The organism is Bradyrhizobium sp. S3.12.5, assembly GCF_040548225.1.
Lineage (GTDB): Bacteria > Pseudomonadota > Alphaproteobacteria > Rhizobiales > Xanthobacteraceae > Bradyrhizobium > Bradyrhizobium cytisi.
On record NZ_JBEPRF010000004.1, the window covers coordinates 230,096 to 243,730 of the forward strand.

General features: G+C 64.3%; 10 protein-coding genes. 7 read left to right on the forward strand and 3 right to left on the reverse strand.

The window, feature by feature from the left end:
- A complete protein-coding gene (locus ABIC09_RS07155) occupies nt 1-1,734 on the reverse strand; it encodes an FAD-dependent oxidoreductase (protein WP_354108825.1) in 1,734 nt (577 codons plus the stop codon).
- A gap of 8 nt (nt 1,735-1,742) precedes the next feature.
- Nucleotides 1,743-2,957 (reverse strand): ABC transporter substrate-binding protein, encoded by a 1,215-nt coding sequence (locus ABIC09_RS07160; RefSeq protein ID WP_354033063.1) that lies wholly within the window; start codon nt 2,955-2,957, stop codon nt 1,743-1,745.
- A gap of 395 nt (nt 2,958-3,352) precedes the next feature.
- Between ABIC09_RS07160 and ABIC09_RS07165 the strand changes: the two genes are divergently transcribed.
- Nucleotides 3,353-4,654 (forward strand): MFS transporter, encoded by a 1,302-nt coding sequence (locus ABIC09_RS07165; protein ID WP_354108826.1) that lies wholly within the window; start codon nt 3,353-3,355, stop codon nt 4,652-4,654.
- A gap of 6 nt (nt 4,655-4,660) precedes the next feature.
- On the opposite strand, the gene ABIC09_RS07170 is transcribed toward ABIC09_RS07165, so the two are convergent.
- A complete protein-coding gene (locus ABIC09_RS07170) occupies nt 4,661-6,133 on the reverse strand; it encodes a glycosyl hydrolase family 79 N-terminal domain-containing protein (RefSeq protein WP_354108827.1) in 1,473 nt (490 codons plus the stop codon).
- Between the two features lie 263 nt (nt 6,134-6,396).
- Between ABIC09_RS07170 and ABIC09_RS07175 the strand changes: the two genes are divergently transcribed.
- From ABIC09_RS07175 to ABIC09_RS07200, 6 genes are all read left to right on the forward strand, one after another.
- Nucleotides 6,397-7,758, forward strand: coding sequence for an ABC transporter substrate-binding protein (locus ABIC09_RS07175; RefSeq protein WP_148754820.1), 1,362 nt, complete (start codon nt 6,397-6,399; stop codon nt 7,756-7,758).
- 81 nt (nt 7,759-7,839) lie between these two features.
- Nucleotides 7,840-8,730 carry an ABC transporter permease gene (locus ABIC09_RS07180; RefSeq protein WP_354108828.1) on the forward strand — a complete coding sequence of 297 codons (891 nt, stop codon included), beginning with the start codon at nt 7,840-7,842 and terminating at the stop codon, nt 8,728-8,730.
- Nucleotides 8,727-9,617, forward strand: coding sequence for an ABC transporter permease (locus ABIC09_RS07185; RefSeq protein ID WP_354108829.1), 891 nt, complete (start codon nt 8,727-8,729; stop codon nt 9,615-9,617). The genes ABIC09_RS07180 and ABIC09_RS07185 overlap by 4 nt, the downstream gene beginning before the upstream one ends.
- Nucleotides 9,618-9,624: 7 nt before the next feature.
- Nucleotides 9,625-10,731 carry an ABC transporter ATP-binding protein gene (locus tag ABIC09_RS07190; protein WP_354086113.1) on the forward strand — a complete coding sequence of 369 codons (1,107 nt, stop codon included), beginning with the start codon at nt 9,625-9,627 and terminating at the stop codon, nt 10,729-10,731.
- A 19-nt stretch (nt 10,732-10,750) separates the two neighbouring features.
- A complete protein-coding gene (locus ABIC09_RS07195; protein WP_354108830.1) occupies nt 10,751-11,242 on the forward strand; it encodes a (2Fe-2S)-binding protein in 492 nt (163 codons plus the stop codon).
- Between the two features lie 2 nt (nt 11,243-11,244).
- Complete coding sequence (locus tag ABIC09_RS07200) at nt 11,245-13,632, forward strand: xanthine dehydrogenase family protein molybdopterin-binding subunit (RefSeq protein WP_354108831.1); 2,388 nt, start codon at nt 11,245-11,247, stop codon at nt 13,630-13,632.
- The last annotated feature ends 3 nt before the right edge of the window (nt 13,633-13,635 follow it).

Consider the following 13,635-nt stretch of genomic DNA (forward strand, 5'->3'; position numbering starts at 1 on the left):
TTACGCCGCGTCGCGCTTGGCGGCGCTGTCGGCGAGATGACGGCCGGCAATGTAGCCGAAGGTCAGCGCCGGCCCAAGCGTGATGCCGGCGCCGGGATAATTGCCGCCCATGATGCTCGCCATGTCGTTGCCGGCGGCATAAAGCCCGGGAATCATCCGGCCCTCGGCGTCGAGCGCGCGCGCGTTCTCGTCGGTGACGATGCCGGCATAGGTGCCGAGATCGCCGATCACCATCTTGATGGCGTAGAACGGGCCGCTCTCGATCGGCGCGATGCAGGGGTTGGGTCCGTGCATGGCGTCGCCCTGGTAGCGGTTATAGGCCTTCGAGCCCTTGCCGAAAGCGGCATCGTGCCCTTGCGGCGCCGTCGCATTGAACTGCCTGACCGTCTCGGTGAACGCCTTGGCGTCGATGCCCGCCTTCGCCGCGAGCGCTTCGAGTGTATCGCCGCGCATGAGATAGCCGATGTTGAGGTGATGGCCGAGCGGCATCGGGAAGGGTGGCACACAGCCGAGGCCGTACTTCCGCAGCGTCTTATGATCGCAGACGAGGAACGCCGCGATCTCCTCGCCGGGTTTTGCTGCCTTCGCCATGGCCTGGACGAAGTCGTGGTAGGAATTGCCTTCATTGGCAAACCGCTTGCCGTCGCGCATCACCGCGATCACGCCGGGCTTGGCGCGGTCGATGAAGTGCGGCATCACACCCTTCGAGCCGTCCTTGCGCGTGGTGAGCGAGACCGGCACCCAGGCCGCCGCGTTCGGCAGCCGGTCCTCGACATGTCCGCCGGCGCTTTCGGCGAGACGCAGGCCGTCGCCGGTATTGCCGGTGGGGCCGGGCGAATAATGCTCATGGCCGGTCGGCGCATGCGGAAACATCTTCTTGCGCCGTTCGACGTCGTGCGGGAAGCCGCCGCAGGCGAGCACGACGCCTTGTCGCGCGCGAACGCGCATCTCGCGTCCCTCGCGCGAAACGATCGCACCGGTAACGGTGCCGTTCTCGACCGTCAGCTCACGCACCGGCGAGGACAGCCACATCGGAATTTTGAGGTCCTGCGCGGATCTTGCCAGGCGGCCGGCGAGGGCATTGCCGTTGGTCAGCGTCATGCCGCGGCCGTAGCGCAGCACGTCCATCAAGTGCCGCGACAGGCGTTTTGCGACATAGACCGCCGAGGTCAGCGACTTTGTCACCCGCATGAAATGGATGATCTCCTTGCCGCTTCCGAGCATCATGCCGAACACGGTGAGCTCGGGCAAGGGCATGCCGAGCGTCTTGATCTGCTCGCCGAGCTCGCGGCCGTCGAATGGCCGTGTCACCATGGAGCGGCCCCCTTGCGTGCCGCCGGGCGCTTCGGCATGGTAGTCCGGAAACACCAGCGGCATGTCGAAGCGCAGCGCGGTCCTGGTGGTGAAGAAGTCGACGGCTTCAGGGCCCGCGCTCAGAAATGCATCAACACGTGCGGCGTCAAAATTGTTGCCGGCCTCGTACCGCAGATAGGTGCGGGCCTGCTCCGGCGTCTCCTCGATGCCGTAGGCCTTCGCCAGCGATGTGCCGGGAATCCACAGCCAGCCGCCGGAACGGGCGGTGGTGCCGCCGAAGCGCGGCTCCTTTTCGACGATCAGCACGTCGAGGCCGCGGTAGCGCGCGGTGATCGCCGCCGACATGCCGGAGCAGCCCGATCCGGCCACGAGCACATCGCACTCGTAAATCTCAATGGCGTTGCGCTCGTTGCCGGTCATGTCTCATCTCACTTCTTCAGCAGCGGACATTTGGATTCGGAGACCGGGCGATAGGCGTCCTCGCCCTTCACGGTCTTGACGATCTCCAGATAATCCCAGGGCTCCCTGGACTGCTCGGGCGTCTTCACCCTGGCCAGATACATGTCGCGGATGACGCGGCCGTCCTCGCGCAACTTGCCGCCATGGACGAAGGTGTCCTCGATCGGCAGCTCGCGCATCTTGGCCATCACCTTGGCCGGATCGTCGCTGCCGGCGGCCTTGATGCCTTTCAGGTAGTGCAGCACCGAGCCGTAGACACCGGTGTGGATCATGGTCGGCATCACATTGGTGCGCGCGAAGAATTTTTTCGACCAGGCGCGGGTCTGCTCGTCCATGTTCCAGTAGGAGGCCGTCGTCATGTAGGTGCCCTGCGCGGACTTCAGCCCGATCGCGTGCACGTCGGTGTCGAACATCAACAGGCCGACCAGCTTCTGGCCGCCCTGGACCAGGCCGAACTCGCCGGATTGCTTGATGGCGTTATCGGTGTCCTGGCCGGCATTGGCGAAGGCGACGACGTCGGCTTTCGAGCTCTGTGCCTGCAGCGCGAAGGAGGAGAAGTCTGCCGTGTTGGTCGGATGCTTGACGCCGCCCAGCACCTTGCCGCCCATCTCGTTGATGAAGCGGGTCGCGTCCTTCTCGAGCTGCTGGCCGAACGCATAGTCCGCGGTGATGAAGTACCAGGATTTGCCGCCTTCCTTGATCACGGCGGAGGCCGTCACCTTCGACAGCGCGTAGGTGTCGTAGGTGAAGTGCACCGTGTTCGGGCTGCACAGCTCGTCGGTGAGCGAGCTCGCGCCGGGACCGGAGAGCAGGGCGATCTTGTTGCGCTCGCGCACCATGTTGTGCACGGCGATCGCGATGCCGGAATTCGGAATGTCGACGACGGCATCGACCTTGCCGTTGTCGAACCAGCCGCGCACGATATTGACGCCGACGTCGGTCTTCATCTGGTGGTCGGCGCTGATGATCTCGATCGGCTTGCCGAGCACGGTCGGCCCGAACTCCTCCACCGCCATCTTGGCCGCCTCGACCGAGCCCGGGCCGCTGTTGTCGCGGCCCCAGCTCGACAGATCCGTCAGCACGCCGATCCGCACCACATCGTCGGAGACTTGCGCGGTGGCCGCCGAAGTCATCGCAGCCGAAGTCATGGCCGCGAGCATGGCGCAGGCCAAAAGCCCTCTCATCGTCGTTCCCTCTCTTTTATGGGCCGCTTGGCGCGGCCAGGGCGATAAATTAGATATTGGCGAACGAATTTGTCAATGGCGAACTTGGCCCGTCGATGGGTTCCACGTCGCCGGGGAGAGATTGCGGAGACGTCTGCGCAACTGCCTCAACAGCCGTCATTGCGAGCGCAGCGAAGCAATCCAGAATCTTTCCGCGGAGACAGTCTGGATTGCTTCGTCGCATCAGCGCAAAATTGCTGCGCAATTTTGTCGCGAGCTCCTCGCAATGACGGCCGTTGAAGCAGTGACGTGCAAAACCTGGCGCTGCGACATCGGTCAAAGGCAACGCTTCTCCAAGTTGCAAGCCTCACCGCGATTGGCCATGATGCATCCGGAATCTTTTGGGGCGGATGGCAATGACGGCAGCAACTGGGATCTCCGGCGCGGCGGAGAGGTCGACGACGGCGCATGTGGTGTGGGCAAGCGCGCTTGGCACTGCAATCGAGTGGTACGACTTCCTGATCTACGGCACCGCCGCAGCCCTCGTGCTCAACAAGCTGTTCTTCCCGAGCTTCGATCCCTTTGTCGGCACGCTGGCGGCGTTCTCGACCTACGCGGTCGGCTTCGTGGCGCGGCCGATCGGCGGCGCCATCATCGGGCATTATGGCGATCGGCTCGGACGCAAGACAATGCTGGTCGCGACCATGATCGCGATGGGGCTCGGCACCTTCCTGATCGGATGCCTGCCGACCTACAGCCAGATCGGCGTCTGGGCGCCGATCTTCCTGGTGATCCTCCGTTTCATCCAGGGCATCGGTCTCGGCGGCGAGTGGAGCGGCGCGGTCGTCATGGTGGCGGAGCATGCCGGCAACCGGCGCGGCTTCTACGGCAGCCTGGTGCAGATCGGTTTTCCCGTCGGCGTCGCCGCGTCCACCGGCATCTTCGGGCTGATGACGCAACTGCCCGAAGCGGACTTCTTGAGCTGGGGCTGGCGCGTGCCGTTCCTGATCAGCATTTTGCTGGTCGGGGTCGGCTTCATCGTGCGGCTCAAGCTCGCGGAGACGCCGCACTTCAAGGAGGTGGTCGAGCGCAAGGAGGTGCTGGCGCAGCCGGTGTGGGACGTGCTTCGCCGCGACTGGCGCAGCTTTCTGCTGGCGGTCGGCATCACGGTGTCGGAGGTCGGGCTCGCTTATCTGCTCACTGTCTTCACCGTGGTCTATGCCACGACCAAGCTCGGCCTGCCGCGTCAGGTGATCCTGAATGCGGTGGTCTATGCCGCGATCGTTGAATTCGCGACGCTGCCGCTCGCCGGCTGGCTGTCCGATATCTTCGGCCGCAAGGCATTGTATCTGGCCGGCGGCGTGTTCTCGGTGGCGCTGGCGTTTCCGCTGTTCTGGTTCCTCGACACCAAAGAGCCGGTGCTGATCACGCTCGCGCTCGTGGTCACGATGACGCTGACGCATGCGCTGCTGTTTGGACCCAAGGCGGCATTCATGCCGGAGCTGTTTCGCACCCAGGTGCGCTACAGCGGTGCTTCGCTGGGTGCCAACGTTGCGGCTGCGATCAGCGGCGGCTTTTCCCCTCTGATCGCGGCCGCGCTGCTTGCCTGGGCCGGATCGTACTGGCCGGTGTCGCTCTACATCATCGCCCTGTCGATCATCACGATCGTCGCGACCTTGATTGCGCCGGAGACCGCGCGCAACTTGCTGAGATCCTGAGAGCGGCTAACGGCAGGCGGGATTCGCGGCTGCTGGAAATACCAGGAAGGTGATGCTCGCCGGCGCAAGCCGGATCGCACCCGCCGCTGCTGCGCGCGGCTCAAGCCGGGGCAGTTCGTCATCGGCGCTCAGCGCGAGCGTCTTGCCGTTCAGCTGCACGGTCGCGCCTTGCAGCTGTGTCGCATGCAACGTGTAACGCTCGGCCGGATGCGACAGCGTCAGGGCGAATGATGCATGCCGCGATGCGTTGATCGCGAGCACGGACACCGCGCCCCGCAGGCCCGGATGGCAATGCGCATAGAGATGGAGATCCGGCGCTGCGACCGAGCTCGCGTCGAGCACGATCGTTCCCATCAGCCGGTGCCAGAGCAGCGCAGCCCAGTAGTTCGGTCGCGGACGGAACGTCGCTTCGTCGAGCAGGCCGTAGTCGCTGGCGGCCAGCGTGTTGTGCATCACCACCTGGACTCCGGCTCTTGCCAGCCGACCGAGCTGGTCGAGATAGCGGAACGCGTCGAGAAACGTCTTGTCCCAGCGATTGCCGCCGCAGGCGGCATCCGCGGTCTCCGTGAGCCAGATCGGCTTGCCCGGCTCGAATCTGTCGCGCAGCGCGCTGTAGATCGCGAGAGTCGCGTCGGTGCGCGCCAGCCATTGCCCGGAAAGCGCCTGCGCCGGATCGTCGCGGCCACCGCAGCGCGGCGAAAGCGTATTGTAGTGATGATAGGAGAAGCGATCGAGGCCAGGGCCGGACGCGGCAAGCAGGTCGCGCGTGGTGAGGCCCGACCCGGATGGCGACGGCGCGTCGCCGATCGAACCCGGACCCACGATCAGCGTCTCGGGCGCCGCGCGCCGCATCCATTCGCGAAAGATCCTGAAGTCGCGGCCATAGGCCTTCGCGTCATATCCGGGCGGTGCACCGTTCGTCGCGGCGAGTGTTGGCTCGTTCATGAACTCCACCGCCGCGATGTGGCCACCGAGCGAACGCGTCGTGTCGATCAGGTGCTCGGCCTGATCGGTCTTCCACGCGCCATCGGCACCGCGGCTGCCCGGGCTGATCGCAAAGGATGTCACGATCTCCGCATCGACCGCGCGCGCAAAGTCGATGACGTCGCGCCATCGGTTGCGGCCGAGCACGGAATCGAATCCCGGCGGGGGCTTGGCCGGCGGAGGGTCCATGTCGGCAAAGAACGTCGCATTGGCCCAGCTGCCGCTGACGCGCAGATAGGCCGGCGCCAAGGCGGCCGCGAGCTTGCGCAGCCGCGCGTTGGCAAGATCGATCGGCGGCCGCGTGCCGTAACGATCCCGCGCATCAAGCGCGCGCATTGTTCGCGGATAGGGCTTCCAGAACCGTCCGCCGGTCACTTCCGTCATCTCGATGTTGTAGGATTGAAAGCGCGCATCGATCGTGCCGATCGACTTCAGTTTCGTCGGCGCAACGGACACATCGCCGGCGCGCGCTGCGCACAAGGTTGCGGCACTCAATAGCGCAATCGTTGTCGCGCCTGCTGCGCGAACCAGCCCGCGCGATCGGAGCCATCGCCTTGTATGCACGCTCTGACGCCTTCTTATGCGCGCTGCCGAAACCCAATGCAGCAGCCTGATCCATTAGCCGCGTTTATACGCCGAATTTTTACTTCCAATTTTACTTCGCGAAATCCTGCCCCTAGCCTTGCGCGTAATGATCACATCCGCAGCCGATCAATGGCGATCGGTGCGAGCGTTCACCGTAGCCAACGGGGGTTGCCATGTCTGACGGGACCAAGGGGACGTTCACTTCCGATCCGGCGGGAACGGGAGCCAGAACGGACGTCAAGTCGACGAAAAAGCTGAGCCGGCGCACACTCTTGAAGGGTGCGGCGGCCGTTGCGGGCGCAGCCGCAGGATCGGATGCGATCCGCGGATTCCCGACCATCTGGGCGCAGGAGATCAAGGACATCGAGCTGCGCCATGTCGGCGTCTCCTATTCCGTGGTGAAGGCGATCGGCGACCAGGCCGCCAAGGATCTCGGCTTCAAGGTGACGATGCAGAACCTCGACACCTCTGCCGCCATCAACCGCTTCATAAGCCAGCCTAATACGGTCGATATCGCCGATCTCGAGGGCTGGCAGGCCAAGCTCGCCGCCAAGCGCAGCGTCATCCAGGGCATTGAGGTCAAGAAGATCAAGGAGTTCGACAACATCCTGCCGATCTTCACCAAAGGCGAGATCGACGGCCACAAGATCCCGCGCCAGGGCATCTCGCCCTACGAAGCCATGTACATCGCGAAGCCCGACTCGACCGATCTGAACGACGGCGTCACCGAATGGGCGACCTTCCTGCCGCAGGTCTACAACGCCGATTCCATCGGTTACCGCCCCGATCTCGTCGGCCACGAAGTGACCGAATGGAAGGATCTGATCGATCCCAAGTTCAAGGGCAAGGCCGCCATCCTCGACGTGCCCGCGATCGGCATCATGGATGCCGCACTCTGCTTCGAAAGTGCCGGACTGATCAAGTACGGCAACAAGGGCAACATGACCAAGGAGGAGATCGACTTCACCTGCAACAAGCTGATCGAGCTGAAGAAGCAGGGCCAGTTCCGCGCGACTTGGACCACTTTCGACCAGTCGGTACAGCTGATGGCCGCAGGCGAAGTGGTGATCCAGTCGATGTGGTCGCCGGCAGTGGCCGCGGTCCGCGTAAAGGAAATCCCCTGCGTCTACGCGCCGGTCAACGTCAAGAACGGCAAGGAAGGCTATCGCGGCTGGTGCAACGGCATGGGCCTGATGAAGCACCTCTCCGGCAAGAAACTCGACGCCGCCTATGAATATCTCAACTGGTATCTCTCGGGCTGGCAGGGCGGCTTCGTCGGCCGCTACGGCTACTACAGTCCGGTGCCGTCGACCGCGAAGAAGTTCCTGACCGCTGCCGAATGGGACTTCTGGTACGACGGCAAGCCGGCGCCGGAAGTGATCAACGATCCCTACGGCGTGGCGATGGAGAAGGCCGGCACCAAGCGTGACGGCGGCTCGTTCCTCGACCGCGTCAAGAACATCTCCTGCTGGAACACGCTGATGGACGAGGCGGCCTACATGAACAAGCGCTGGAATGACTTCAAGGTGGCCTGAAACCTGCTTTCCCTGACCTGAAGAAGCACCGGCGCCGTCACGCGCCGGTGCGACAAGACCGACTTCGAGGCATTTGCTGATATGCAGCCAAGTTCGAGCTCAGCTCAAGCTCCATCGCGTTCCAATCTCGCCGGCTGGCTCTATGTCTCGCCGCTGGTCCTGGTGCTGGTGCCGTTCTTCGTGGCGCCGATCCTGGTCGTGCTGGCCGCAAGCTTCTTTGCCACCGACGGCTTTGGCGGGCTGACGCCGGGCTTCACGCTCGCAAGCTATGTCGAGGTGCTGCATTCGGCGCTGACGCTGAAGCTGTATTTCGCGACCATCAAGTTCACCGTGCTGACCTGGGTCTTCACCCTGATCATCGGATTCTTCGTCGCCTACTTCCTGGTGTTTCACGTCCGCAACCAGTTGCTGGCGATCGGCCTGTTCCTGTTGTGCACGGTGCCATTCTGGACCTCGAACATCATCCGGATGATTTCCTGGATCCCGCTGCTCGGCAAGGAAGGCCTGATCAACCAGGCGCTGCTGGCATTGGGCGTGATCCATCAGCCGCTGGAGGTGCTGCTGTTCTCCGATCTCGCGGTGGTCATTGCCTATGTCCACCAGCTCACGATCTTCATGATCGTGCCGATCTTCAATTCCATGGCGCGGATCGACAAGAAGCTGATCGAGGCCGCGATCGATGCTGGCGCCAGCCGTTTCGACATCATGCGCCTGATCGTCGTGCCGATGTCCAAGAGCGGCATCGCGCTCGGCACCATCTTCGTGGTGTCAATCGTGATGGGCGACTTCTTCGTGGTCAAGGTGATGTCCGGCGGCGGCTCGGCCTCGGTGGTCAGCGCCTTCTATGAGGATGTTGGCGTGCTGCAATATCCGACCGCGGCGGCGAGCGCCGTGCTGCTGACGCTGGTGCTGGTCGCGATCGTCTCGCTGATCCTGCGCACCGTCGATATCAGGCAGGAGATCACGCGATGAGCGCTGTTCTCGCCGACATGCCCGAGAGGGTCGCACCCGCGACGACCAAGGCGATCGCGCCGAGCAAGGGCGGGCGTCCCTGGACGTTCTACGTGCTGGCGACGCTGTTCGGGCTCTACGTGATCGCGCTCTACGGCCCGATGTTCTGCATCTATGTCCTGTCGTTCCAGGACATTCGCGGCGGCCTTGTGTTTCCGATGAAGGGCCATTCGCTGCACTGGTTTGTCGACCTCTTCACCCAGGTCCGGACCGGTGACGTCAAGGGCTCGTTCGACCGCTCGATCAAGCTCGCCGTCATCGTCACCATCATCACGGTCGTGGTCTCGTTCCTCGCCGGGCTCGGCTTCCGCAAGCGCTTTCGCGGCGACACCTTTGTCTTCTACATGATGATCGGCAGCCTGGTGGCGCCTGGCCTCGTGCTCGGTCTCGGCACGGGTCTCCTGTTCCAGGCGCTGGGGCTGAATGCGAGCTGGTACACCTCGGCGCTCGGTGCGCAGCTGTCCTGGACGCTGCCGTTCGGCGTGCTGGTGATGTTCGCGGTGATGTCGCGCTTCGATCATGTCTGGGAGGAGGCGGCCTACGATCTCGGCGCCAGCCGCTGGCAGTCGATCCGGCTGGTGATGATCCCGGTATTGGCGCCCGGCCTCGTCGCGGTCGCGCTGTTCGGGTTCACGCTCTCCTACGACGAGTTCGCGCGCAGCCTCCAGACCGCGGGCTCGCTCAACACGCTGCCATTGGAGATCTGGAGCATGACATTGAACGTCACCTCGCCCTCGCTTTATGCGCTGGGCACGGTGACGACCATCGTCTCCTTTATCGTCATCGGTGCGAGCCTCGGCAGCATCGTGCTGATTCAAAAGAGGCGCGGTAGCAGTGCAAAGGGTTGATTCGGGAATGAAGAACGATCGCGGCGATATTGAACTGGCAGGCGTCTGCAAGAGCTTTGACGGCGTGACCAACGTGGTCGACGGCGTCAATCTCAGGATCGCAGACGGCGCCTATTGCTGCTTCATCGGTCCCTCCGGCTGCGGCAAGACCACGATCCTGCGCATGATCGCGGGCCACGAGGACCCGACCGCGGGCGAGATCGTGATTGGCGGCCAGAACGTCGTCGGCCTCGCGCCGGTGCAGCGGCGCACCGCGATGATGTTCCAGTCCTACGCGCTGTTCCCGCATTTGACGGTCCGCGAGAACATCGCTTTTGCGTTGCGCGTGCGAGGCCAGTCCAAAACCGATCGCCTGCGTGCCGCCGACGCCATGATCGAGAAGGTGCGGCTGACGCAATTCGCAGATCGCCTGCCGGCGCAGCTCTCCGGCGGCCAGCAGCAGCGCGTGGCGTTGGCGCGCGCCGCGATCACCGAGCCGCGCGTGCTGCTGCTCGACGAGCCGCTGTCGGCGCTCGACGAGCAGCTCCGCGTCCAGATGCGCCAGGAATTGCGGCGGATGCAGCAGGAGCTCGGCATCACCTTCATCCACGTCACCCACACCCAGCTCGAGGCGATCGCGCTTGCCGACCTTGTGGTGGTGATGGAGCAGGGCAAGATCAAGCAGGCGGGTGCCGCGCGCGACGTCTACGCCCATCCGCACGATCGTTATGTCGCCGAGTTCATGGGCGGCCAGAACGTGCTCTCCGGCCGGGTCGAAAAGGTCAACGGTGCAAGCTTTACGCTGGCACAGGCCGCGCCTGATGGCATCGAGGTGCCGCTTCAGGCGCGCCCGGCCGTCAGCGTCGGCGACAAGGTCGATATCGCGGTGCGTCGCGACGACGTCGCGCTGGTCAGGCCGGGCAGGGATCTGCCGCCGGGCTGCACCACTTCGCTGCCGAGCCGGGTGCTTGCGATCGAATACCAGGGCTATTTCGTCAAGGTCATGCTCGACACCGTGCCGGACGACGAGTTCGTCGCCTATGTGCCGGAAAAGACTTTCTTCGCAGATCCTTTCACCGTCGGCGATGTCGTCATGGCCACATGGGCCACCGGCAGCGCGCTTCCACTCGCCTAAAGACCCGTCGCGCAGGAGCATGACCTTGCAGATATCCTTCACACTCAACGGCCGGCCCACCACCGTGGACGTCGAACCGGCGACGCTTGTCGCCGAGCTCTTGCGCGAGCAGTTCAATCTCACCGGCACCCATATCGGCTGCGACACCAGCCAGTGCGGCGCCTGCGTCGTCCATCTCGATGGCCTGCCGGTGAAGAGCTGCACGCTGCTGGCGCCTGCGCTCGATGGCGCGACGCTGCTCACCATCGAAGGTCTGCAAGGAGCGCCCGGCTCGAACCAGATGCATCCAATGCAGGAGGCGTTTCGCGAGCATCACGGCCTGCAATGCGGCTTCTGCACGCCCGGCATGCTGATGACGGCGATCGCGCTCGCCACCGGGAAACCGGATCTGACCGAGGCCGATGTCCGCCATGGCCTCGAAGGCAACATCTGCCGCTGCACCGGCTACCAGAACATCGTGGTTTCCGTGCTGGCCGGCGCCGCCGCCATGAACGCCGGCAAGGGAGAGTGACCATGGGCAATGTGATCGGCATCGGCGCCTCACCGAAGCGGAAAGAAGACCAGCGCTTCCTCACCGGCCGCGGCAATTATGTCTCCGACATCAAGCGTCCGGCCATGACGGCCGGCGTGTTCGTGCGCTCTCCGCATGGCCATGCCGTGTTGCGAGGCATCGACAAGAGCGCGGCGCTGGCGTCGCCCGGAGTCATCGCGGTCTTGACGGGCGAGGATGTCGCGGCCGACAAGCTGGGCTCTCTGCCCTGCGGCTGGGGCATCTCGGACGCCAAGGGCGTGCCGATGAAGGAGCCGCCATTCCCGATGCTGGCGCAGGGCAAGGTGCGCTTCGTCGGCGACATGGTGGCCTTCGTCATCGCCGAGACGCCGGGGCAGGCCAATGCCGCGGCCGAGCTGCTGACGGTCGATTACGAGGTGCTGCCCTCCGTGGTCGGCGTGCTCGAAGCCGTCAGGCCCGGCGCGCCGCAACTGTTCGACGACGTGCCGAACAACATCTGCTGCGACTGGGAGCTCGGTGACAAGGCCGCGGTCGAAACCGCGTTCCGCAAGGCTGCGCATGTCGCCAAGCTCAGCCTCGTCAACAACCGCCTGATCGGCAACCCGATGGAGCCGCGCGCGGCGATCGCCGAATACGAGCCGGGCACCGATCGCTTCACACTGTGGACCACCAGCCAGTTCCCGCACGTCGTGCGCTTCCTGATGGGCGCGCTGGTGCTGAACATCCCGCAGCACAAGCTGCGCGTCGTCGCACCCGATGTCGGCGGCGGCTTTGGCGTCAAGCAATTCCACTACGGCGAGGAGGCCGTGATCACCTGGGCCGCCAAGCGCGTGATGCGGCCGATCAAATGGGTCGCAAGCCGCTCGGAAGGCTACGTCTCCGATCGTCACGGCCGCGATCACGTCACCGAAGCCGAGCTGGCGCTGGATGAACACGGAAAGTTCCTGGCGTTCCGCGTCAATACGCTCGCCAATATGGGCGGTTATCTCTCGACTTTCGGACCGAACATCCCGACCAATCTCTATGGTCCGCTGCTCGGCGGCGTCTACACCACGCCCGCAATTTACTGCAACGTGAAGGTGGTCTTCACCAACACCGTGCCGGTCGATGCCTACCGCGGCGCGGGCCGGCCTGAGGCGACCTTCGTGCTGGAGCGCATCGTCGATGTCGCAGCCAGCGAGATGGGCATCGACCGCGTCGAGATTCGCCGGCGCAACATGATCCCGAAGGAGGCCTATCCGTATCAGACGCCGGTGCTGGTGCAGTACGATTCCGGCGATCCGATGGGATGCCTCGACGGCGCGCTCGTCGCCGCCGACGTCAAGAATTTCGGCGTGCGCAAGGCAGCCTCTGCGAGCAAAGGCAAATTCCGCGGGCTCGGCTATTCCACCTATGTCGAGGCCTGCGGCCTTGCGCCGTCGCGCTTCGCAGGGCGGTTGGGCGCGCGCGGCGGTCTCTACGAGAGCGCCACGGTGCGCGTGCATCCGACCGGCCAGGTCACGGTCATGATCGGCACCCACAATCACGGCCAGGGCCACGAGACGACGTTTGCACAGATCGTGTCGGAGAAGCTCGGCGTTTCCTTCGAGAATGTCGACATCGTGTTCGGCGATACCGACCGTGTCCAGTTCGGCATGGGCACCTATGGCTCGCGTTCCCTAGTTGTCGGCGGCGCAGCGCTGTCGAAGGCGACGGACAAGGTGATCGCCAAGGGCAAGAAGATCGCGGCGCATCTGCTCGAGGCCGCTGAAGTCGATATCCAGTTCGAGGCCGGAAACTTCTCGGTCGCGGGTACGGACCGCATCAAGTCGTTCGAGGAGATCGCGGGCGCCGCTTATGTGCCTCACAACTATCCGCTCGAGGTGCTGGAGCCGGGGCTGGAAGAGCAGGCCTATTACGACCCCGTCAACTTCACCTATCCCGGCGGCTGCCACATCGCCGAGGTCGAGGTCGATCCCGAGACGGGCACGGTGACGCTGGTCAATTACACCGCGGTGGACGACGTCGGCACGGTCATCAATCCGATGATCGTCGAGGGCCAGCTGCACGGCGGCATCGTTCAAGGTGTCGGCCAGGCGCTGTTCGAGAACGCGGTCTATGACGAAGGCTCGGGTCAGCTGCTGTCGGGCTCGTTGATGGATTACTGCATGCCACGCGCCGATCACATGCCGATGATGAAGGTTGCGACCCATTCCACGCTCTGCACGCACACACCAATGGGCGTGAAGGGCTGCGGCGAAGTCGGCACCATCGGCTCGCCGGCCGCCGTCATCAACGCGGTGGTCGACGCGCTCGCGCATCTCGGCGTCACCCATGTCGACATGCCGGCAACGCCGAACCGGATCTGGCGCCTGCTGCAAAACGCGTCGCTGCCGGTCGCCGCGGAATAGGGA

Excerpts from the sequence above, each read along its gene's own strand:
- ABIC09_RS07155 (WP_354108825.1), bottom strand. The coding sequence starts at position 1,734 with ATGACCGGCAACGAGCGCAACGCCATTGAGATTTACGAGTGCGATGTG.
- ABIC09_RS07160 (WP_354033063.1), bottom strand. The coding sequence starts at position 2,957 with ATGAGAGGGCTTTTGGCCTGCGCCATGCTCGCGGCCATGACTTCGGCT.
- ABIC09_RS07165 (WP_354108826.1), top strand. The coding sequence starts at position 3,353 with ATGACGGCAGCAACTGGGATCTCCGGCGCGGCGGAGAGGTCGACGACG.
- ABIC09_RS07175 (WP_148754820.1), top strand. The coding sequence starts at position 6,397 with ATGTCTGACGGGACCAAGGGGACGTTCACTTCCGATCCGGCGGGAACG.
- ABIC09_RS07180 (WP_354108828.1), top strand. The coding sequence starts at position 7,840 with ATGCAGCCAAGTTCGAGCTCAGCTCAAGCTCCATCGCGTTCCAATCTC.
- ABIC09_RS07185 (WP_354108829.1), top strand. The coding sequence starts at position 8,727 with ATGAGCGCTGTTCTCGCCGACATGCCCGAGAGGGTCGCACCCGCGACG.
- ABIC09_RS07190 (WP_354086113.1), top strand. The coding sequence starts at position 9,625 with ATGAAGAACGATCGCGGCGATATTGAACTGGCAGGCGTCTGCAAGAGC.
- ABIC09_RS07195 (WP_354108830.1), top strand. The coding sequence starts at position 10,751 with ATGACCTTGCAGATATCCTTCACACTCAACGGCCGGCCCACCACCGTG.
- ABIC09_RS07200 (WP_354108831.1), top strand. The coding sequence starts at position 11,245 with ATGGGCAATGTGATCGGCATCGGCGCCTCACCGAAGCGGAAAGAAGAC.